This is a genomic window from Methylocystis borbori, from assembly GCF_036576025.1.
GTDB classification, from domain to species: domain Bacteria; phylum Pseudomonadota; class Alphaproteobacteria; order Rhizobiales; family Beijerinckiaceae; genus Methylocystis; species Methylocystis borbori.
The window spans coordinates 1-20,940 of sequence record NZ_JAZHYN010000008.1; the positions used below are offsets into that span (position 1 = coordinate 1).

A 20,940-nucleotide genomic window follows, 5' to 3' on the forward strand; every position below is an offset into this window, starting at 1 on the left:
CACCGCCGCGCCGGCGCCGGCGGCCGCCGCTTTCGCGACGACCTCCTTGCGCATCGCTTCCGTCGGCAGATGGCCTGACAGCGCGATGACGCCGTCGCGCAGCGACGCGGAGAAGACGTAAGGCGAGACGCGCGGGGGCGAGATCTCGATCTTGAAGTCGCCGGCGCCAAGGGGCGGCGCTTTGAGCGCGGACAGCGCCTTGTCATAATCGGCGCCGCTGCGCGCCTCGCCCGCGACCGCGAGCGTCGCGTCGCTGATCGTGGCGCTCGCCGGATCGAGCTCCGCGAGGCGTTGCGCGGCGAAGGCGGCGAGTTCGGCGAAATTTTGCGGGGCGCCGTCGGCGTAGGTCGCGGCGTCCGTCACCTCAAGGCCGAGGGCGGCGATTTGCGCGGCGAGCCGCTCGCGCGCGCCGGAAGGCGGCAGATGGCCCGAGATCGTCGCCTTGCCGCCCTGGCGCTCCAGTTTGAGCATGAAGGGCCTGGCGAGCGTGAGCGGCTCCGTCGCATCGACGATGAGGCGGGCGGGCGTCTCGACGCCGATCGCCGCGAGAAGCCGCCGCTTGGCCTCGGGCGAGAGCGAAATGCCGGCGAGGACGACATCGCGGCCCGCGACTTTTATCTGCGGCCGGTCGATGGCGTCCGGCGCTTGCGAAAGCCGCGCGGCGACGCTCGCGCGAATCGCCGCCTCAAGCTGCGGCGTCAGCGCGTCTTGCGCGAAATAAACGAGGCCGGCGAGGATCGGCAGTCCGATCCACCATTTTTTGGGAAGATGCATCGACGTCTTTGCTCCCCGTCGAAGAGAGAATCAGCGAAGACGCGCATACTGGGAATCGACACATGGTTGCTTGGCAGCGCCGCATGTCAAGATGATGGCCGCAGTAAAATGGGGGACGCGGCCGCGCCGCGCCCCCCAAGGGAGAAGAAGAGTCCTAGATGATTCGGGAGATAGGGTTGCGCGGCGCGTAAACAAGAGCCCGTCAGGACGGGCGCCCATTTGACGCAGGCCGGCCGGGCATGAAGGGCCTCATGCCGGCGCGCGCCAGCGCGTCGGCGCGCTCGTTCATTTCATGGCCGGCATGTCCCTTCACCCAATGCCAGTCGACGTCATGCCGCTCGGCGGCGGACTCCAGCCTTTGCCAAAGATCCACGTTCTTAACCGGCTTCCGGTCGGCGGTGCGCCAGCCCCGCGCCTTCCAGCCGGCGATCCAGGAGGTGACGCCATTGCGCAAATATTGCGAATCGCTGTGGAGATCGACGGCGCAGGGCCGCGTCAGCGTCTCCAGCGCCATAATCGCCCCCATCAGCTCCATGCGATTATTGGTGGTGAGCGGCTCGCCGCCGTTGATTTCCTTTTCGCGCGCGTCGAAACGCAGGATCGCGCCCCAGCCGCCGGGGCCGGGATTTCCCGAACAGGCTCCATCGGTCCAGATGTTGACGCGGCGCGTCATGACGCGAGGCCGTAAAAGCGCGCGTCGACTGCGGACTGGTGCAACCGAAGCTTCGCAAGATATTCGCGCGGGTCTTTTGGCCGAACCAGCGCGCCGGGCGGCACATTCAGCCAGTCGACGTAGCGCGTCAGCAGAAACCGCAGCGCGGCGCCGCGCGCGAGCGTCGGAAAGGCCGCGATTTCTTCCGCCGCAAGCGGCCGGCGGCGCCGATAGGCGTCGAGAAGCGCGGCGCCTTTTTCCGGCTCGTAACGGTGCTCCGCATCGAAGCACCAAGCATTGAGGCAGATCGCCAGATCATAGGCGTAGGCGTCGGTGCAGGCGAAATAGAAATCGATGAGGCCGGAAATCCTGTCGCCGAGAAAGAAGACATTGTCGGGGAAGAGATCGGCGTGAATCACGCCGCTCGGCAGGTCGCGCGGCCAGCGGGCTTCGAGATGGCCGAGCTCCGCCTCGACGAGCGCGCCCAGGCCGCTCGCGACTTCCTCCGCCCGGCTCGCGCAGGGCGCGAAGAGCGGCCGCCAGCCGTCGACGGAAAGCGCGTTGGCGCGGCGCAGGGCGAAATCGGCGCCCGCGAGATGAAACTCGGCGAGGGCCGAGCCGAGCGCGGCGCAATGCGCGGCTTCGGGATGCTGGACGGAATAACCGTCGAGAAAGGTGATGATGGCGGCGGGACGGCCGGCGAGGCGCCCGAGCGCGACGCCCGCCTTATTCTTCACCGGCAGCGGACAGGTGACGCCGCGCGCGGCAAGATGCTCCATCAAACTTAGAAAGAACGGCAGATCGACTTCAGCGACGCGCTTTTCATAAAGCGTGAGAATGAAGCTGCCGGCGCCCGTGTGCAGATAGTAGTTGGAATTCTCGACGCCTTCGGCGATGCCCTTGCAGGCGAGCAGAGGCCCAAGATCATAGGTCGAAAGAAAAGCGATCAGCTCTTCGTCGTCGACCTGCGTATAGACGGCCATGAGCGTCGCCGTTTCGCCGCGGGGCCGCGCCGTCAGGCGATCGCCCGCAGCTCCTTGGGCAGCGGGAAGGAGACGCTCTCGTCGGCGGTGGAGACCATCTCGACGGCGATCTCATAACGCTCGGCGAAAGCGTCCATGATCTCCTCGACGAGAACTTCCGGCGCCGACGCCCCCGCGGTGATGCCGAGCGACGCGATCGAGCCGAAGATCGCCCAGTCGATTTCGCCCCGGCTCTGCACCAATTGAGCCGGCGCGCCGGCGCGCTCGGCCACTTCGCGCAGCCGCTGCGAATTGGAGGAATTGGGCGAGCCGACGACGATCACGGCGTCAACATGCGGCGCGACCTGCTTCACCGCCGCCTGCCGGTTCGTCGTCGCATAGCAGATGTCTTCCTTATGCGGGCCAACGATCTTCGGAAACCGCTGCATCAGCGCGGTGACGATCTCCTGCGAATCGTCGAGCGAGAGCGTCGTCTGCGTCACATAGGCGAGATTGCTCTCATCCTCCAATTGCAGACGCTCGATATCCTCAACCGATTCGACCAGCACCACCGCGCCTTCCGGCAATTGGCCCATGGTGCCGACGACCTCGGGATGGCCGGAATGGCCGACGAGCAGCACGCGGCGTCCGCGCCGCCAGTGGATTTCGGCCTCGCGATGCACTTTGGTGACGAGCGGACAGGTCGCGTCGATGGCGAGCAGATGGCGCGCCGTCGCCTGCGCCGACACGGATTTCGCGACGCCATGGGCGGAAAAGATCACGGGGGCGCTCGTCTCGGGAATCTCCTCGAGCTCCTCGACGAAGATCGCGCCCTTGGCCTTGAGCGATTCGACGACATAGCGGTTATGCACGATCTCGTGGCGCACATAGACGGGCGGCCCGAATTTGGCGAGCGCGCGCTCGACGGCGTCGATCGCCCGCACGACCCCGGCGCAAAATCCCCGCGGCGAGCACAGAAGGATTTTCAGCGGCGGCTTCCGCGCCGACGCGTTCGGCGCATCTGTCTCCGGCGCAACCGGCTGGGGCGGACGGGTCTGAATATTCATCTTTGCGCCTTTGACGGAGGGCGGCGTAAAGGCGGCGGGAAACGCGCGATGGAACGCGCCATCCGTTCGCTGCGGCCGCCGATTTGAGGCAAGTGATGTCGCGCCGGGGCGCGGGTGTCAAGCCGAGGACGGCCCTGCCCGCCCTTACGCCGATAGCGAGGCTTTGAGGACAGGGCGTCGACGCGGGCGCCGCGTCAATTGGCGGGGCGGGTGGAGTGTGACAACATGCGCCCGTCGCCGGCTGCGCCCTGCGGCCTCGGCGGGAAGGGAAACGCTCATGTCCAACTTCGACGAGATTCTGCTCTCCGCGCAAGGCGGCCAGTTGATCGCCAATCTCGCTCAACGCTACGGCCTGAGCGACGAACAGGCGGAAAATGCGGTGAGGGCGCTCGCCCCCGCGCTCGAAATCGGGTTGAGCCGGGCGGTGGAACACCCCCAGCTCTTCGAGAAGCTGATCGGGGAGCTTGTCTCGCCCCAACGCGGGGCCGCCTTCTACGATGCGGAGACCGCGCAAGGCGAGGCTTCCGTCGCCCAGTCGCGCGCGTTCCTCGACGATCTTTTCGGTTCGCCCGCCGCTGCGGGTCAGGTGGTGCAGGCGGCGGCGCGCGAGTCCGGCCTGCGTCCCGACATTCTCTCGCAGCTCCTGCCGGTGCTCGCCTCGGTGCTGCTTGGCGGATTGTTCAAAAATGCGAGCAATCAGGGACTGGGCTCAATCCTGGAGCAGGTCGTCAAATCCGGCGCGCTGAGCCAGATCCTGGGGCAGATTCTCGGCGGCGGCGCGATCGGCGCGCCCCCTCGCGAACCGGAGCCGGCGCCACCTCCCCTGCCGCGCGGCGGCGGAGGCCTTGGACCTCTCGGCGGCATTCTGGGCTCGATTCTCGGTTCGCTGCTTGGCGGGGGACGCCGACAGCGGCCGGATGACTATGGCGGACCGCTCGGCGACGCGGGCGGAGGAATCGGCCGCGGCGGGCCGGCCGGACTGCCCGAAGGACTCGATCAGGATTCGGTTCAGCAGGCGATTGAAGAGATCAAGAAAACCTTGCAAGTCGGGCGCGGCGGCGGCGTAAGCCCCGGCGCAGGCGAAAGTCAAAGCCAGAGCGCTGGCGGGCGGGCGGATCTCCAAGACCTGCTCGGCCAGATATTGGGCAGGCGCTGACGGCGCGGCGGAGAGCGGCGGATTCAATTGGCGTCGCCGCCAAAACAGGCAGGGCGCGAAATTCATCGAGGCCTTGGATGGGTGGCGGTGACGCGCTTGTAATCAAGCGTTTACAGAGAATTGGCCTCTAGAGGCGCCCAAGGCCTGGCGGCGGCGCCTCGCGCGGCTGACCATAGTCGAGGCTTGCGCGAAGGCGGCTTTTCCGGCAATCCACGTCGGCCCGGTCCCGGGAGCGCATGGGGCGCGCCGCCGCCGCAGCCCTCGCGCACGACTTACAGATATGGAAAACCTCCGGTAAATGGCCCGCGACGTATCCGATACGACGCCGATCGCGTCGCGCAGCGCGCTCGTCGAGTGGCTGGAAAATGGGTGCAAGACCGGCGGCGCGCCGCTGCGCATCGGCACCGAGCATGAGAAAATCCCGTTCTATGCCGGCGAGAACGCGCCCGTCCCCTATGAGGGCGCGGGCGGCCGCGGCGGCGTGCGCGCGCTCCTCGAAGGATTGCAGGCGGCGCTGGGATGGGAGCCGATTCTCGACCGGGACGCGCTGATCGGGCTTTATCAGCCTGACGGCGGCGGCGCGATTTCGCTCGAACCCGGCGGCCAGTTCGAACTCTCCGGCGCCCCCCTGCTCGACGTTCATGCGACGAGCGCCGAGATCGAAGCGCATTTCGAAGCGCTCGCGGCGGTCGCGCGGCCCCTCGGCATACGCTTCCTCGATCTCGGCTGCAGCCCGAAATGGACGCGGGAAGAGACGCCGGCGATGCCCAAGCAACGCTATGACATCATGCGGGCCTATATGCCGAAGGTCGGCGCGCTCGGCCTCGATATGATGTTTCGCACCGCGACCGTGCAGGTCAATCTCGACTTCGTCAGCGAAGCCGACATGGTCTTGAAGATGCGCGTCGGACTCGCCCTGCAGCCGCTCGTGACCGCGCTCTTCGCCAATTCTCCCTTCCTCGAGGGCGCGCCGACCGGCCGGCTCTCGCAGCGCTCCTTCATCTGGCGCGACACCGATCCGGATCGCACCGGCATGCTGCCCTTCGTTTTCGAGGAGGGATTCAGCTTCGAGCGCTATGTGGATTACGCCCTCGACGTGCCGATGTATTTCGTCAAGCGCGGCGACGTTTATCACGACGTGGCCGGCGCGAGCTTCCGCGACCTTTTAGAAGGGCGCCTGCCGCAACTGCCGGGGGAGCGCGCCACAATGTCCGACTGGGCCAATCATCTCTCGACGATTTTTCCCGAAGTGCGGCTCAAGAACTATCTCGAAATGCGCGGCGCCGACGCCGGCCCGCGCGCCCACCTGACCGCCCTGCCCGCGCTCTTTGCGGGACTGTTCTATGATTCGGCGGCGCTCGATCAGGCGCGCCAATTGACCAAGAATTGGAGCGCGGAGGAGCGCGAAACTCTGCGCGACGAGGTTCCAAGGCTTGCGCTCGCCGCCATGATCGGCGACCGCAATCTGCGCGACATCGGCCGCGACGTTCTGGCGCTCGCGAAAGAGGGGCTACGCCGGCGCGCCCGGCTCAACGCCGAAGGAGAGGACGAGACCGTCTATCTCACGCCGCTGGAAGTGATCGTCGAAGAGGGGCGTTCATTGGCGGAGCGGCGGCTCGACGCCTATCACGGAGCTTGGGGGCGATCGGTAGAGCCGGCCTTCACGGAATGCGTCATGCCGATATAGGGCGCTTCCGCCGCCGGCCCCGACGCTCGCTTCAGCGCGGGAAGAGATCGTGCAGGCCGAAAGGCGCCATCGGCGGCAGCGCCGAGCGCGAAGCGGCGTGCCGCACGCCGTCACGACTCATTTCGGCGTAGCCCATGGGGGCGAGCGGATTGCGCGGCATGTCGACGCGCACATGGCCGCCGAGCCGCACGCAGCCGTTCGAGCCCGCCACCGCGACATAGTCGGCGCCGTAACGCGCGCATTGACTGGCGTTTTCCGCCCGGGCGGGCGCGACGGCAAGCGCCGTAAAGGCCAGCGCGCCAAGGAAAAGATGCGGCGGAAGAAGACGGTCGCTGCGACGGAAAATGGTCAGTGTCATGAGTCGTCAGCCTTATTTCCGAAAGCTCGGCGCGCTGTGGCGTGTCGAAACTTCAGGCGCCCAACATGGTAAAGAATTCGCGTTCGTTACGCTCATTACGCGGGCGGCGACGATCGGCGCTTCGCTCTACCCCGACGCGGCGCCTCGTTCCGCCAAGGCGAATAGAGACGAACATCGTGGCAGCATCGTGTCTTCGCCGCCGCGCCGCGCGCTCCTGCGCACAATCTGAATTTTACTCTTTATTTTCCGTATAAGGAGCCGATCCGGCCGGTCGCCGCCAATCGCCGAGCGCCGCCTGCACGATCGCGAGCGCCGCGACGGCGGCCGTATCCGCGCGCAACACGCGCGGGCCAAGCGACAGGCGCGCGAGATTCGGCAGACGCCGAATCGCCGCGCGCTCGCCTTCGTCGAAGCCGCCTTCGGGACCGATCAGCACGCTCACGCCGCTTTGCGCGGTCTGACCGTCGAGGGCCGCCACGGGATTGGCGAGGGGGGCGTCCTCGTCGCAGAAGACGAGCAGCCTGTCGTTGGGAAAGGACTCGAGAAAGGCGGGCAATTCGACGGCTTCCGCGACCTCGGGCGCGCCGAGCAGGCCGCATTGCTCCGCCGCCTCGATCGCATTCGCCCGCAGGCGCGCCGGATTGACGCGGCGCACCTGGGTGCGATGAGTGATGACCGGAACGAGCCGCCCTGCGCCCATTTCGGTCGCCTTCTGCGCCATATAGTCGAGCCGCGCCTGCTTTAACGGCGCGAAACAATAGTCGAGATCCGCCGGGGCGCTTTGCGGGCGCAGCAGCTCCTCGACCCGCAAGAACGCCTTGCGGCGCGTAACCTCGCGCAGCGTCGCGCGAAATTCGCCGTCGCGGCCGTTGAAGAGGACGATGGCGTCGCCCTCCCCCAGCCGCAATACATTGAGAAGATAGTTGAGCGCCTCGGAAGAAGGCGTAAGCTCTGCGCCAGGCGCGAGATCGTCGGCGACGAACAAGCGCTGCGCGTTGAAATCATAATGTGCCACAATCACTTCCCGAGAAGGCGCGGGCGCGGCGCGCGCCTGCCATGAAGCCGCCGCTTTGATGCGGGCAAGTTCGCCAAATCTTGCCTCGCGGGCAAGCCTGCTGATAATGCGTGCGAGCCAGACAAGCGGACGTAAACCATGATTCTCGGAGCCCTTCTATTCCAGCGCAACGTCGCGCGCCTGTCGCTCCTGGCGCTGATCGTCGCCTCGAGCGGCGCCTACGCACAACAACAGTCCTGCCAGGAAGACTTCCAAAAGCTCTCGGAAAAGCGCATGGCGGGCATCCAGGCGCTCAATGCTCTCGGCAAGGCCGGAAAGGGCAAAATGGACCCGGTCGCCGCCTGCCCCGCCGCGAAACGTCTCGTCAGCGTCGAGACGGAAATGTTGAATTACATGACCAAGAACAAGGAATGGTGCAACGTTCCCGATAATGTCGTCGACAACTTCAAGGAAGCGCGCGCCAAGACTCAAACTTTCGCCTCGCAGGCCTGCGCGGTCGCGGCGAAGGCCAAGCAAATGCGCGAACAGGCGGAGGCCGGCGGCGGCATGATGGCGCCGCCGAAACTCCCCGCCGGACCGCTGTGAGCTTGAGGCCAAGCGGCGAGGCGGCGGGCGCACCCGCTCTGCCCGACTCCATCGTAGACCATCCGCTCTGGCGGCGCGCGCCGCCGGCGCTTCGGCCCTATGTTCAGCTCGCGCGACTCGACCGTCCGATCGGCTGGTGGCTGCTGCTGCTTCCCTGCTGGGAGTCGAGCGCGCTCGCCTCGGCGTCGCTCCGCGAAGCGCCCAATCTCTGGCATCTCGCTCTATTCTTCGTGGGCGCCGTCGCCATGCGCGGCGCGGGCTCGACCTATAACGACTATGTCGATCGCGACATCGACGCGAAGGTGGAGCGCACGCGGTCACGGCCGCTCGCGAGCGGGCGCGTCACGCCGCGGGCGGCGCTCGGCTTTATCGTCGCGCAATGTCTTGTCGGCCTCGCCGTGCTTCTGTCCTTCAACGGACTGACCATCGCGCTCGGCCTGCTCTCGCCGCTGATCGTGTTGGTCTATCCTTTCGCCAAGCGCTTCACTTCCTGGCCGCAGGCGATACTCGGCTTCGCCTTCGCCTATGGCGCGCTCCTCGGCTGGACTGCGCGCGCGGACGCGCTCGGCGCGCCCGCGCTGTTTCTTTACGCCGCCGCCATCCTGTGGACGATCGGCTTCGACACGATCTATGCGCTGCAGGACATACGCGACGACGTCGTCATCGGCGTGGGCTCGACGGCGCGGCTCTTCGGCGCGCGCGTTAAACTCGCGGTCGGCGCGCTCTACGCCGGCTCAATCGCCTGCGCGGCGCTCGCCGCGCTTCTCGCGGGCGGCGGGGCCTTCGCCTTTCTCGGCGTCGCCGCCTATGCGGCGCATCTTGCCTGGCAGATCGCGCAGGTTGACGAAGACATCGCGCCGGTAACGGCGCTGCGCCTCTTTCGCGCCAATCGCGACGCGGGGCTGCTGCTTTTCGCCGGCTTCCTTGTGCAGAGCCTCGCTTTTCTTTTTTGAGATGCAAATTCGCGCTGTCATGCGGCTTCCGTCTGAAAAGCTCGGATGTCGTTCCCGACGCTTGCGAAGGAAGCGATCGGGAATCCAGAACAAACTCCATCGTCTCGCGTTTTGATTCTGGATTCCCAGTCAGGCCTTCGGCCTGCCGGGAATGACATTCCGCGTTCCGATAGAGAGTTTCAGAACCGCCGCCCCGGCGGCGCGGGATGGCATTTCAGCACGGCGATCGTATCGCCATCGTCATATTTCATCTCGCCGCGATTGACGTCGAGCGTGTTGCGCACATGCTGGTCGACGCATTTCCTTGCGCCATCCTCCAGGCAAGAACGATCGGTTCCGAAAGTGACGACGTCGCGCTCGACATGCATCACATAGGCGACCTTCTCCTTGCGGCCGTATTTGTCCGGCCCGGAGATATAGGAATCGCCCTCCTTGAATTCCTCGGCGACGCCCTCGCCCCACATGATCTGCAGGAAGGCGCGGTCGGTGTCGATATCGACCATCGCCGTCTGGCTTTCTCGCTCGCAGTCGAGATGAATTTCCTTCGCGGATGCGCCCGGCGCGATGAGAAGGAGCGCCGCGCCAAGGAGGATGGCGGATGGGCCTGGCAGACTCTCCATCTTCTCCCTCGCGGTCGCCTTTTACTTTTCCAGCTCTCTCTTCATGTCGAGGCAGGAGTCGATCTGTTTTTGGTTCAGTTCCCAATAGGAGCCGCCACAAAGCGCCTGATAGCGGCTGGAGACGAAAAACGACCAGATATAATAGCCGGTCAACAGCACGGCCGCGACAGCGGCCAATTTCATCATCGTGTTGAACCGCTTATAGGGGTCCTGCGTATCGGTCATCGCCTGCCTCCGGCACGATGTTAGGCCTATGCAAAATCCGCCGTCAACGTCAGTCGAGCGTCTGGCGGAAGCGCATGACGGCGATGCTCATCGCCGCGAGCATGAAGACCGCGAGCGCCGCCGCATCGACGGCGAGGTCGGAAAATCCAGACCCCTTGAGCATCACCGAGCGCACGATGCGCAGGAAATGCGTGAGCGGCAGCATCTCCCCCGCATATTGCGCCCAGACCGGCATGCCATGAAATGGGAACAGAAAGCCCGAGAGCAACATGCTCGGCAGGAAAAAGAAGAAGGTCATCTGCATCGCCTGCAACTGATTGGCGGAGACCGTCGAGATCGTGTAGCCGACCGAGAGATTCGCCACGATAAAGAGCAGCGTCAGCAGGATAAGCGTGAAAAGCGAGCCGACGATCGGCACATGAAACAAGAAGGAGGCGACGATCAGGATCGTCGCCATTTGCACTGCGCCGACGACGACATAAGGCGCGATCTTGCCGAGCATGATCTCCACGGGACGCACCGGCATGGCGAGCAGCGCCTCCATGGTGCCGCGCTCGACCTCGCGCGTCACCGACAGCGCCGTATAGATCAGCATCGTCATGGTGAGGATCGTGCCGATGAGCCCCGGCACGATGTTGCGACGCGTCTCCCCGGCTGGATTGTAGCGCCGTTGCACGCGAAGCTCGAAAGGCGCCTCGGATTGCGCGAGGGAAGCGAGCGGGCCGGTCAGTTCGCGATCGAGCGCCTGCCCCATGGCGCCGAGCGCGGCCGCGACGGCGCCGGAAGTCGCCGTCGGGTCGGTGGCGTCAGCGATAAGGAGCAGAGCGGGCTTTTCGCCGCGAATGAGCCGGCGCGAGAAATCCGGCGGGATTTGAATGACGAATTGCGCTTCATTCGAGAGAATGATCCGGTCGGCGTCCGTTTCGCCCTTCGCGACATATTTGATGTCGAAATAATCAGTGGCGCGCAGCGCGCCGATCAGCGCATGGGCGAGCGGACCGTCGTCACGCGTCAGCAAGGCGGTCGGCAGATGCTTGGGGTCGGTGTTGATGGCGTAGCCAAAGAGCAGCAATTGCATGAGCGGAATGCCGACGATCATCGCCAGAGTCGGCCGATCGCGCCTGAGCTGAATGAACTCCTTGACGAACATGGCGACGAGCCGCTGCCAGGACTGCGCCGCAGCGCCGCGCCGCGCGGGCCGCGAGAAACCCGGCGCGTCCAGCGGTTCGCTCATTTGTCCGCTCCGCTGCGAATCATCAGATCGATAAAGACGTCTTCAAGCGTCGGCTCGTCGCGCGCCCAGCGATAGGCCGCATTCGCGCCATAACGGCGCGCAAGACGCTCCATCGCCGCGCCGTCGCGGCCGCCGACGTGAAGCGCCCCGCCAAAGCGCGCCACCATGTCGACGCCCGGCTCTTTTTGAATTTCGCGGGCGAGCGCGTCGAGCCCCTCGCCCGTCACGACCCATGTGGAAAGGCCCGCGCCGGCGATAATCTGCGGGATCGTTCCCGACGCGAGCAATCGCCCATTGGCGATATAGGCGATCTCATGACAGCGCTCGGCTTCATCCATGTAATGCGTGGAGACGAGCACGGTGAGGCCCTGCGTCGCGAGATGATGGATTTCATCCCAGAAGTCGCGGCGCGCCTTCGGATCGACGCCCGCGGTCGGCTCGTCGAGCAGGAGAAGCGAGGGGCCGGGCAGCGTGCAGGCGCAAAGCGCGAGGCGCTGTTTCCAGCCGCCGGAGAGTTCGCCCGCGAGCTGATCGGCGCGCGCGAGAAGGCCCAGTCGTTCGAGCGCGTCCTGCGCCGCGCGCTCCGGCCCTTCCAGCCCATAAATGCGCGCCACGAATTCGAGATTCTCGCGAATGGTGAGATCGCGATAGAGCGAAAATCCTTGCGTCATATAGCCGACGTGACGCTTGATCTCTTCCTGCTGCGTGCGGATGTCGTAGCCAAGGCAGCGGCCTTCGCCGGCGTCGGGGGTGAGCAAGCCGCACAACATGCGGATCGTCGTCGTCTTGCCGCTGCCGTTCGGACCCAGAAAGCCCTGAATATGACCGCGCTCGACCTGGAGCGAGAAATTATCCACGACCTTTCTCGCGCCGAAGGATTTGGTCAGTCCGCGCACCTCGATCGCGATGTCGCTTTCCACGCTCACCGCGCCGCTCCCAAAGCCTCCGGCGCGGGAGTGACCGCCACCGGCATGCCGATCGGCAGGGCGCGGGCGGCGCCTTCGAGCCGCGCTTCCGCCTTGAAGACGAGCTTCGCCCGCTCCGTATCGCTGAAAATGACGGGCGGGGTGTATTCCTGCTGGCTGGCGATGTAGCTGACGCGTCCAAAGAGATCGCCGGCGCAGCCGTCACAGCTCACGCGCATGCGCTCGCCGAGCGCGACATTCGCAAGCTTCGGCTCGGAGACATAAAAGCGCACCTTGCGGTTTTCGGGCGGCAACAGCGCGAGCACCGGCTGACCCGCATTGACCATTTCGCCGGGACGAAAATAGATGTCCTGCACCACGCCGTCGGCCGGCGCGACGACATTCTGGCGCTTAATGCGAATGTCGAGCGCTTCGAGCTGGGCCCGCGCCTGCCTGACGTTCTCGGCGGCGGCCTCGATCTCGTGCGAACGACTCGCCATCCGCGCCGCCTCCACCTGGCGGCGCGCCTCCTTCAGATTGGCTTGGTCTCGGTCGCGGGCCATGGCGGCGCGATCGAGCGCGGCCTTTGCGACATGGCCGTCGGCGTAGAGTTTCTGCTGGCGGTCGTAATCGGCGAGCGACAGACGCAGAGCGGCCTCCGCCCGCTCCTGCCCGGCCTCCAGAACGGCGATCTGCTGCGGCCGGTTCATCGCCGCCCGGAGATTTTCGACCTGCGCCTCCATTTGGCCGATGCGCGCCGCCGCTTCGTCGCGCTCGCGGCCAAGCAGCGTCGTCGACATGGCGAAGAGCGGCGCGCCTTTCTGCACCTCGGCGCCGGTCGTGACCGCGAGACTCGCGAGCCTCTCGCTTTCATTCGGCCCGATGTAAAGCGTCTCGCCTTCGACATAGCCGAGAAACGCGCCGTTCGCGCTCTCGGAACGGCCCGCAAAGCGCCAGACGGCGACGGCCGCAAGCGCAAGGGCGAGAACAAGCGCCCAAGGTTTCATGCGGCCGCGGCGAGGTTTAAGGAATCGCGCATGATTTGGACTCGGCGCCTCCCGCCCCAGGCGGCGAAGCAGGACACGGCTGATTAGCGCGGAAGACAAGGCCATACAATGGCGCGAAACGCGCCTTTGCGGCCCCCTGCCGAAAAAGGCTAGAATATCTCCAAGAAACGCAAAAGGGATTGAAAATGGCTGAACAGGACGCCGAGTTGCCGCCGCGCGAAACAATGGAATATGACGTTGTCGTCGTCGGCGCCGGCCCGGCGGGCCTCGCCGCGGCGATTCGCTTAAAGCAGGTCGCGCCGGATCTTTCGGTGGTCGTCATCGAGAAAGGCTCGGAGCCTGGCGCGCATATATTGTCGGGCGCGGTGATCGACCCGATCGGCCTTGACCGTCTCCTGCCAGGCTGGCGCGAGCGTGACGACGCCCCCTTGAAGACGCAGGTGCATGAGGACCAGTTCCTGCTGCTGTCGGAGACGAGCGGCCTTCGCATTCCCAATGCGCTGATGCCCCGGCTGATGAGCAATCACGGCAATTTCGTCGGCTCGCTCGGCAATGTCGTGCGTTTTCTCGCGCAGGAGGCGGAAGGGCTCGGCGTCGAAATCTATCCGGGCTTCGCCGGCGCCGAGATTCTCTATGGCGACAAGGACGAAGTCGTCGGCGTCGCGACCGGCGACATGGGCGTCGGCCGCGACGGCGCGCCCAAGGACAGCTTCACGCGCGGCATGGAGCTCAAGGGCAAATATACGATCTTCGCCGAAGGGGCGCGCGGCTCGCTGACGAAGCAGCTTCTCGCGAAATACGATCTTTGCGCGAACAGCGAACCGCAGAAATTCGGCATCGGCTTTAAGGAGCTGTGGCGCATTCCGAAGGAAAAGCACAAAGACGGGCTGGTGCAGCATTCCTTCGGCTGGCCGCTCGCCGCGGATACGGGCGGAGGCTCCTTCCTTTATCACTTCGAGGACGGATATGTTTCCATCGGCTTCGTCGTGCATCTCAACTATTCGAATCCGACGCTGTCGCCTTTCGACGAATTTCAGCGCTTCAAGACTCACCCGCTGATCGCGCCGACGCTCGAAGGCGGCGAACGTATCTCCTATGGCGCGCGCGCCTTGACCGAGGGCGGCTGGCAGAGCGTGCCGAAGCTCGTCTTGCCGGGCGGCGCGCTCGTCGGCTGCGCGGCGGGCTTCATGAACGTGCCACGCATCAAGGGTTCGCATAACGCCGTGCTCTCCGGGATTCTCTGCGCCGACCACGTCGCGGCGGCGATCGCGGAAGGGCGCGCGCATGACGAAGTGACGGCCTATGACGCCGCCTGGCGCGCCTCCGACATCGGCCGCGACCTCAAGCCCGTGCGCAACGTCAAGCCGCTCTGGTCGAAATACGGGACCTATGTCGGCGCGCCGCTCTTTGGCCTCGACATGTGGACGAATGAACTTTTCGGCTTCTCCTTCTTCGGCACGCTCAAGCACGGCAAGGCCGACTATGAGACCTTGAAGCCGCTCTCGGAAGCGACGCCCATCGCCTATCCCAAGCTCCAGGCGCCGACGGCTTTCGACAAGCTCTCCTCGGTCTTCGTCTCCAACACCAATCACGAAGAGGACCAGCCGGTTCATCTGAAACTGACCGATCCCGCGATCCCCATCGCGCGCAATCTGCCGATCTATGGCGAGCCGGCGCGGCTCTATTGTCCGGCGGGCGTCTATGAGGTCGTCTACGCCGACGAGGAGACGCGGCGCGATCCGCGCTTCGTGATCAACGCGCAGAATTGCGTCCATTGCAAAACCTGCGACATCAAGGACCCTGCGCAGAACATCACCTGGGTTCCGCCCGAGGGCGGCGGCGGCCCGAACTATCCGAATATGTAGTACGGAATGTCGAGCGGATCGCTTGACGCGTCATTCCCGGCAGGCCGAAGGCCTGACCGGGGATCCAGAGTCATGACGCGAGTCTTTTGAGTAGGTCCTGGATTCCAGATCGCGCTTGGCGCGTCGGGAATGATAAGCGGATGAGTCGCGAAAGCCGATGTTCTTCATCGCCTCGAAGATTTTCGGCTTCTTTCTGGCGCCGGTTCACGTCGGGATTTTTCTTTGCGTCATCGGCGCGGCGCTGCTTTACACCCGCTGGCGCGCATGGGGACGCGCGCTGTCGACGCTCGGCGCGCTCGCGCTGCTCCTCATGGGTTTCACGCCGCTCGGGCATATGCTCGCGGCGCCGCTCGAAGCGCGCTTTCCCGAGCCGCCGCGCGACATGCCGGCGCCCGACGGAATCATCGTGCTTGGCGGGGCGGCCGATGCGGAATTGAGCGCCGATAAAAACTGGCCGGTTTTGTCGGAAGCGGCGGAGCGGCTCACGACGCCGATCGCGCTTATGCGCAAATATCCCGATGCGCGGCTCGTCTTCACCGGCGGCGCCGCCACGCCGGGCTCCCGTCCGGAGGCGGAGGCCGTAAGACGATTCTGGCGCGAGGCGGGGGTCGACAAAGGCGACGTCCTTTATGAAGACCGCTCACGCAACACGCTTGAAAACGCCGTCTTCGCGCGCGAACGCGTTCAGCCGAAGCCGGGCGAACGCTGGCTCCTCGTCACTTCCGCCCTCCATATGCCGCGGGCGATGGGCGTTTTTCGCAAGGCCGGCTTTCCGGCGATCGCCTTTCCCGTCGACTATCGCACCCATGGCGACTTGGGGCGTCTCGAATTTCCGGGCGGCGCGACGGGCGCGCTCAGCCTCGTCGACGCCGCCGTTCATGAATGGGCGGGGCTTGTCGCCTATCGGCTGACCGGAAAGACCGACGCGCTCTTTCCGGCGCCGTGACGCGCCGACGCGCTATTCCGGCCGATGCGCTCTGCGCGCGCGCGAGGAACTCGACGGCTCCATGCTGCGCCCGCCCCCGCCGCCGGGATAAGCGCCGTGCTTCATCTCCAGGAACAGCGCGATCGCCTGCGCGCGATTGCGCACGTCGAGCTTCTCGAAAAGATTGCGCAGGTGGAATTTGATCGTATTGATCGAGACGCCGAAATCCTTGGCGAGCTGGCTATTGGTGTGGCCGGAGCCGAGCGCCGAAAGCAGGCTGCGCTCGCGCAGCGTCAGATTCTCTAAAGGATCGCTGCGCATTTTGCGGATGTCGACGAAAGGAAACACCATGTCGCCCGCCGCCACCGCCGCCAGCACATCGAGCAGGCGCTCGGGCGGGGCGCGCTTGGAGACGAAGCCGGCGCCGCCGAGCTGGAGCGTTTCCGCCGGCGCGGCGGGGTCGTTGGTGCCGCTGTAGACGACGATCTTGGGCGCCGCGACCTGGCGGGAAAGCGCCCGCAATACCTCGCGCGCATGCAGCGTCGGCAATTGCCAGCCGATCACCGCAATGTTGAACTTCTGCTGACGCGCGGCTTCGAGAAACTCCTCGCCGTCCGTCAGTTTCGCCACGAGATTGAAGCGGCGGTCGTCGGAGAGCAGCTTGTCGAGCCCCGCGAGGATCAGCGGGCTCTTGTCGGCGATGGCGACGTCTATGCGCTCGCGCGGGCCGGCCGTCGGGGCGGCGTCGCCGGACGAACCATCCTTCTGGCTGTCGCCGGTCCTGATCGAAGAGGTAGGCGCCATCACAGCCTCCATGGCCGCATGGACTGCGGCTCGTCCATTGACGCCGCCCATATAAGCCCAAAAATCATGCAATCGGCAGGTTTAACGGGCCGACACGCCCTGCCCATTCGAGGTGGCGTATCGCTCAGAATAGCGTAGCGGATGGGAGATGCAAGCGCGTTCCGCGCAGCCGCAAGCAAGGCCCCCGGCGAACGGCCGGACGACAAAAACGGCGCATCGACCCTGGCCGACGCGCCGCTTTTTGAAACGCTGGTGAAAGCGCTTGTATTAGTCGCTGAAAACCCAGCGGGCGGCGAAATAGGCGACCGCGCCAATGACGATGATCGCGATCATGCCGACCGGAGTCGCGGCATAGCTGGTCAATTCGAGAATAGCGCCCATAGTTTCCTCCTTCAGTCAGATATTACTTCGGATTTAGCCGCAAGCCGATATTACACGCTGCAATCCCGTTGGAAACGGCATTGCTTCGTTCCTTCTTACGGTCAAGTGGATCGTATCGCCGACGCCGTCCACCCTCGGTCAATTAGTAACGCCGACCACATTGGGCGGGAACGCATCTGCATTGCTTCATCGGCCCTGTCCGCGCTCGGAGAGCTATTATGCTCCACAGCTTTTGCTGCGGTTCCGAAATACGGCGTTTCACGAACTATTGCAGACGCAGACCCTTGTCAAGCGACTGTTGATCGCCCCTTTTTTCGGGCCCGTCCGCGTAAAAGCGGGATGAAGGCCAGTCCGCGCTTGCTGCGCGCGCCTCGCCGAGACTATCCTGCGCGCGTCCCGCCCCAATACTAGAGTGAGCGCCTTAAAGCCCCTATGTTCAAATATCTTCTCATCGCCATCGCCCTCGTCGCCGCTGGCGTCGCGACCTTCTATGGGCTGCGGCGCTCGCCCGTCTGCGCGAGCGGCGGCAAATATATGGCGACCCTGAGCGACTGCGCGTCGTGGGGCGTCGACGCCGGCATATGCAAGGAAGCGTCGGAGAGGGCGCGCGCAATTGTCGCGCAGGCGGCGCCCAAGACCGAGACGCTGTTCCAGTGCGAAGTGCGCTTCACCGACTGTTTCGAGGCGCCGGGCGGCGGCTTCTCGCCCCGCCCCTCCTTCTGCCTGCGCCCGGACAAGGGCGCCGAGCCTTTCGAGGTGCGATATCTCGAATATGAATCCGACCGGATGAACCGCAAGAAGACGAAAGAAATGCGGGTGAACTGAAGGGGATGTCAGCGCCCTGAATCGGCCCGCCGCTGGCCGATCTGGAACTCCGCGGCGTCGATGACGAGCATGCCCGCCGCCGTGCCGATGGCGATATGGATCGGCACGACCACGCGCGCATCCGCCAAGGGCGCGAGCCAGACGCTCATATCGCTATTGGCCGCCATATAGCGCGTCGACGCGCTATCGGGCCTGTGGCCGGCGATGGGCGTATAGCGCGCCGTGCAGACGGAGACGGGGCCGGCGTAACCTCTGGTTTCCGCCGTCTGGGCGCCGGCATAGACGAGTTCGACGTCAAAGCGCGTCACCCCGTCGAAGACTGAGATGGTGCGGTTGCAGGCGGCGGGGCCCGTCAGCTCCTGCCCATGCGGCACGCTCATGATCAGCGCGCTCACCGGATCGACGACATTCCGCTTGGCGCTTTCCGTCACCGGCACGCGCGACGAAGCGTCCCAGGGCGCCGGCCGCACCTCGATCGCGCGCACGGCGTTGCCGGCGAGCGACATGCGCACGGTGCGCGTCTCGTCGCTGTTCGAGGTGACGTTGGCGTAGCTCGCCGGCGACGGGCCGCCGGCGCCGAGGCCGCCGCTCGCGGTCGCCGCGCCTTTGGCGTTATTGACGAGATTGGCGAGGCCCGTCGTCCGCATCGAAATGTCGACGCGATAATTCTGCGGCTCGACGACGCCGGAGGCGACGGCGCTGCCGATGGGAAATCCCATGAGGCTCAGCGCGTAACGGGCCCTAAGCGTTTCCGCGCTGGCCGGAAAGGCGCAAAGGACGACGGAGGCCGCCGCCATGAAGCGGGCTCGGCGGCGCGCGGCGAAATCTGACAGCATGTCTTTCGCGCTCATGGTTCTACAGCAAGTCGCTTCGCGCGGCCTGCGTTTTCATCCGCGCCGCCGGCGCGCGAAGGATCAGGCCCATTCCTGCCAATGTCCGTCTTCGAAGATGCGCCATGCCCTTAGCCCCGCCTTGGCGACCACCATCCGGCCGGCCTTCGCCTCGGCGACAAGATGCTTGAATACGAGAGGATTGCGCCAGGAAAACGGCTTTTCCGGGTCGCAGACCGCGTGATATTCGTCGCTGTCGGGATCGTCCATGAGCAGCGTGCCGACGCGGTCCGGACGCAGTTGTGAAGAGAACCCGCGCTCCTCCTTCCAGCGGCAGTGATAGTCGCGGCAGACCTGCGGCCGCGTGTCATAGACGCCGCAGCCCGCCGCCATGGCGCAATGCTCGCAGAGCTTTCCCGCCGGTTTTTTAAACTCCTCGATTTCAAGGACCTTGCAGCAAAAATAGCAAGGACCGCAGGCTTTGCCGGGAATGTCGAGCATGATGCTCCTGCGCCAATGGCGTGAGAATCGAATCGGCGTATTGTGGCCGCCGCGGCGGCGGATGCAAGCGGGCGCCGCGAAGAAGATCCCAGCGGCCGGGTCATGTTTTCTCATCCTGAGGAAGCGGCTTCGCCGGCGAGTTTGATTGCCTCCGCCTAAATCATTCGAGGCGCATGATGAGCGAGACCATGTCGCATAAAGCTGATCTCGATACGCTTTTCGTCTCTACCCAATGGCTGGCCGATCATCTCGACGCGCCCGACGTCGTCATCTTCGACGCGTCCTGGCATATGCCGGCGACGGGCCGGAACGCGCGCGCCGAATATCTCGCCGGCCATATTCCCGGCGCGCGCTTCTTCGACCTCGACGCGATCGCCGATCATTCGACGGACCTGCCGCATATGCTCCCCAAGCCCGAAATCTTTTCGGCGGAGATGCGGCGGCTAGGCTATGGCGACGGGATGCGCGCGGTGGTCTATGACAGCGTCGGCCTGTTTTCGGGGCCGCGGCTGTGGTGGACGCTCGCGGCTTTCGGCGCCGAGAATGTCTCGCTCCTCGCCGGCGGGCTGCCGGCCTGGAAGGCCGAAGGCCGTCCCTTGGAGCAGGAAGAGCCGCAAAAGGAATCGCCCGCGCCCTTCACCGCGCGTTTCGTCCCCAGCCTCGTCTCCGATGCGGCGCAAGTGAAGCGCGCGCTCGAAATGGGCTCGCCGCAAGTCGTCGACGCGCGCTCGGCGGAGCGCTTTCGCGGCCTCGCGCCGGAGCCGCGTCCCGGACTGCGTTCGGGCCATATGCCCGGCGCGCTGAATTTGCCCTTCGGCGCCGTCGTCGAAAATGGACGCCTGAAAGACAAAACGGGTTTGGAGCAGGCTTTCGCTTCGGCGGGGCTCGATCCCGACAAGCCAGTCATCGCGAGCTGCGGCTCGGGCCTCACTGCCTGCATCATCAGTCTCGCGCTCACGGCGTCGGGGCGGCCCACGGCGACAGTCTATGACGGCTCCTGGTCGGAATGGGGCGCGCGAGAAGATCTGCCCGTTGTCAAGGATGAGGATAATTTGCATAAAAAATAGACGTATATCGCCTAATATATGATCATATGGCGCAGATAATAAGCGTACAGCCTATGATCGGCGCCATAACTTTGGCCATGGCGCCGCCATTGCTGCAATGTTAGAAGCTCGGCGGCGCTCTAGCCGAAGCCTATAGCAGCCGGCGGGCGGGGCTTCAGCTGAACGCGCGAGGAAATTGAATGAAGAAAGTCGAGGCGATCATCAAGCCCTTCAAGCTCGATGAAGTGAAGGAGGCGTTGCAGGCCGCCGGTCTGCAAGGCATCACGGTCACGGAGGCGAAGGGCTTTGGTCGCCAAAAAGGGCATACGGAACTCTATCGCGGCGCCGAATATGTCGTGGACTTTCTTCCCAAAGTAAAAATAGAGATCGTTCTTGCGGACGACGCCGTGGAGCGCGCGGTGGAGGCCATTCGCAAGGCGGCGCAGACCGGGCGCATCGGCGATGGCAAGATATTTGTTTCGAATGTGGAAGGCGCGATCCGAATCCGCACCGGCGAAACAGGGACGGACGCCATCTAACCAGCGAGCCCCCGCGTCATGAGC

General features: G+C 65.0%; 22 protein-coding genes and 1 pseudogene. 9 read left to right on the top strand and 14 right to left on the bottom strand.

All coding sequences use genetic code 11. From position 1 onward, the window contains the following. The 4 genes and pseudogenes from V3H18_RS04120 to ispH form a co-directional block, all read right to left on the bottom strand. Window positions 1–774: pseudogene (locus V3H18_RS04120) on the bottom strand (OmpA family protein); the annotation flags it as partial. A gap of 202 nt (window positions 775–976) precedes the next feature. After that, entirely contained in the window at window positions 977–1,447 is a 471-nt protein-coding gene (rnhA, locus tag V3H18_RS04125) for a ribonuclease HI (protein WP_332080644.1), read from the bottom strand. Then, window positions 1,444–2,409 (bottom strand): homoserine kinase, encoded by a 966-nt coding sequence (gene thrB, locus V3H18_RS04130; RefSeq protein WP_332080645.1) that lies wholly within the window; start codon window positions 2,407–2,409, stop codon window positions 1,444–1,446. Before thrB ends, rnhA begins: the two co-directional genes overlap by 4 nt. 32 nt (window positions 2,410–2,441) lie before the next feature. Beyond that, window positions 2,442–3,455 (bottom strand): 4-hydroxy-3-methylbut-2-enyl diphosphate reductase, encoded by a 1,014-nt coding sequence (ispH, locus tag V3H18_RS04135; RefSeq protein ID WP_332080646.1) that lies wholly within the window; start codon window positions 3,453–3,455, stop codon window positions 2,442–2,444. A gap of 277 nt (window positions 3,456–3,732) precedes the next feature. Between ispH and V3H18_RS04140 the strand changes: the two genes are divergently transcribed. Both V3H18_RS04140 and V3H18_RS04145 read left to right on the top strand, forming a co-directional pair. Further along, window positions 3,733–4,611: a DUF937 domain-containing protein gene (locus V3H18_RS04140; RefSeq protein WP_332080647.1), complete on the top strand. Its 879-nt coding sequence runs from the start codon at window positions 3,733–3,735 to the stop codon at window positions 4,609–4,611. A gap of 298 nt (window positions 4,612–4,909) precedes the next feature. Beyond that, entirely contained in the window at window positions 4,910–6,298 is a 1,389-nt protein-coding gene (locus V3H18_RS04145) for a glutamate--cysteine ligase (RefSeq protein ID WP_332080648.1), read from the top strand. Between the two features lie 31 nt (window positions 6,299–6,329). On the opposite strand, the gene V3H18_RS04150 is transcribed toward V3H18_RS04145, so the two are convergent. Both V3H18_RS04150 and V3H18_RS04155 read right to left on the bottom strand, forming a co-directional pair. Further along, window positions 6,330–6,656 carry a hypothetical protein gene (locus V3H18_RS04150; protein ID WP_332080649.1) on the bottom strand — a complete coding sequence of 109 codons (327 nt, stop codon included), beginning with the start codon at window positions 6,654–6,656 and terminating at the stop codon, window positions 6,330–6,332. Between the two features lie 232 nt (window positions 6,657–6,888). Next, window positions 6,889–7,671 (bottom strand): 16S rRNA (uracil(1498)-N(3))-methyltransferase, encoded by a 783-nt coding sequence (locus V3H18_RS04155; RefSeq protein WP_332080650.1) that lies wholly within the window; start codon window positions 7,669–7,671, stop codon window positions 6,889–6,891. Window positions 7,672–7,809: 138 nt separating this feature from the next. On the opposite strand from V3H18_RS04155, the gene V3H18_RS04160 reads away from it, so the two are divergent. Next, the gene (locus tag V3H18_RS04160; protein ID WP_332080651.1) at window positions 7,810–8,256 is read left to right on the top strand and encodes a hypothetical protein; all 447 of its coding nucleotides are present in this window, start codon (window positions 7,810–7,812) and stop codon (window positions 8,254–8,256) included. Continuing rightward, window positions 8,253–9,209, top strand: a complete 957-nt coding sequence (ubiA, locus tag V3H18_RS04165; RefSeq protein ID WP_332080652.1) for a 4-hydroxybenzoate octaprenyltransferase — start codon at window positions 8,253–8,255, stop codon at window positions 9,207–9,209. The genes V3H18_RS04160 and ubiA overlap by 4 nt, the downstream gene beginning before the upstream one ends. Before the next feature lie 179 nt (window positions 9,210–9,388). Here the strand turns inward: ubiA and V3H18_RS04170 are convergent, their stop codons facing one another. From V3H18_RS04170 to V3H18_RS04190, 5 genes are all read right to left on the bottom strand, one after another. Further along, a complete protein-coding gene (locus V3H18_RS04170; protein ID WP_332080653.1) occupies window positions 9,389–9,829 on the bottom strand; it encodes a hypothetical protein in 441 nt (146 codons plus the stop codon). A 21-nt stretch (window positions 9,830–9,850) separates the two neighbouring features. Continuing rightward, window positions 9,851–10,054 (bottom strand): hypothetical protein, encoded by a 204-nt coding sequence (locus V3H18_RS04175; protein ID WP_332080655.1) that lies wholly within the window; start codon window positions 10,052–10,054, stop codon window positions 9,851–9,853. A 49-nt stretch (window positions 10,055–10,103) separates the two neighbouring features. Continuing rightward, a complete protein-coding gene (locus tag V3H18_RS04180; RefSeq protein WP_332080738.1) occupies window positions 10,104–11,204 on the bottom strand; it encodes an ABC transporter permease in 1,101 nt (366 codons plus the stop codon). Window positions 11,205–11,284: 80 nt separating this feature from the next. Next, window positions 11,285–12,214 (bottom strand): ABC transporter ATP-binding protein, encoded by a 930-nt coding sequence (locus V3H18_RS04185; RefSeq protein WP_332080656.1) that lies wholly within the window; start codon window positions 12,212–12,214, stop codon window positions 11,285–11,287. Continuing rightward, window positions 12,211–13,200, bottom strand: a complete 990-nt coding sequence (locus V3H18_RS04190) for an HlyD family secretion protein (RefSeq protein ID WP_332080657.1) — start codon at window positions 13,198–13,200, stop codon at window positions 12,211–12,213. Before V3H18_RS04190 ends, V3H18_RS04185 begins: the two co-directional genes overlap by 4 nt. Window positions 13,201–13,385: 185 nt before the next feature. Between V3H18_RS04190 and V3H18_RS04195 the strand changes: the two genes are divergently transcribed. Together V3H18_RS04195 and V3H18_RS04200 are read left to right on the top strand one after the other, a co-directional pair. Continuing rightward, window positions 13,386–15,065 carry an electron transfer flavoprotein-ubiquinone oxidoreductase gene (locus V3H18_RS04195; protein WP_332080659.1) on the top strand — a complete coding sequence of 560 codons (1,680 nt, stop codon included), beginning with the start codon at window positions 13,386–13,388 and terminating at the stop codon, window positions 15,063–15,065. Window positions 15,066–15,222: 157 nt separating this feature from the next. Beyond that, window positions 15,223–16,011, top strand: coding sequence for a YdcF family protein (locus V3H18_RS04200; RefSeq protein WP_332080660.1), 789 nt, complete (start codon window positions 15,223–15,225; stop codon window positions 16,009–16,011). 12 nt (window positions 16,012–16,023) lie between these two features. On the opposite strand, the gene V3H18_RS04205 is transcribed toward V3H18_RS04200, so the two are convergent. Beyond that, a complete protein-coding gene (locus V3H18_RS04205) occupies window positions 16,024–16,794 on the bottom strand; it encodes a response regulator transcription factor (protein ID WP_332080661.1) in 771 nt (256 codons plus the stop codon). 813 nt (window positions 16,795–17,607) lie between these two features. On the opposite strand from V3H18_RS04205, the gene V3H18_RS04210 reads away from it, so the two are divergent. Next, entirely contained in the window at window positions 17,608–18,000 is a 393-nt protein-coding gene (locus V3H18_RS04210; RefSeq protein WP_332080662.1) for a hypothetical protein, read from the top strand. An 8-nt stretch (window positions 18,001–18,008) separates the two neighbouring features. On the opposite strand, the gene V3H18_RS04215 is transcribed toward V3H18_RS04210, so the two are convergent. After that, window positions 18,009–18,836 carry a DUF3108 domain-containing protein gene (locus tag V3H18_RS04215; protein ID WP_332080663.1) on the bottom strand — a complete coding sequence of 276 codons (828 nt, stop codon included), beginning with the start codon at window positions 18,834–18,836 and terminating at the stop codon, window positions 18,009–18,011. Between the two features lie 78 nt (window positions 18,837–18,914). After that, window positions 18,915–19,331 carry a hypothetical protein gene (locus V3H18_RS04220; protein ID WP_332080664.1) on the bottom strand — a complete coding sequence of 139 codons (417 nt, stop codon included), beginning with the start codon at window positions 19,329–19,331 and terminating at the stop codon, window positions 18,915–18,917. A gap of 188 nt (window positions 19,332–19,519) precedes the next feature. Here V3H18_RS04220 and sseA point away from each other — a divergent pair, with 188 nt between their 5' ends. Continuing rightward, on the top strand, window positions 19,520–20,398 hold the full coding sequence (gene sseA, locus V3H18_RS04225) for a 3-mercaptopyruvate sulfurtransferase (protein WP_332080665.1): 879 nt from the start codon (window positions 19,520–19,522) through the stop codon (window positions 20,396–20,398). Window positions 20,399–20,577: 179 nt separating this feature from the next. After that, a complete protein-coding gene (locus tag V3H18_RS04230) occupies window positions 20,578–20,916 on the top strand; it encodes a P-II family nitrogen regulator (RefSeq protein WP_332080666.1) in 339 nt (112 codons plus the stop codon). The last annotated feature ends 24 nt before the right edge of the window (window positions 20,917–20,940 follow it).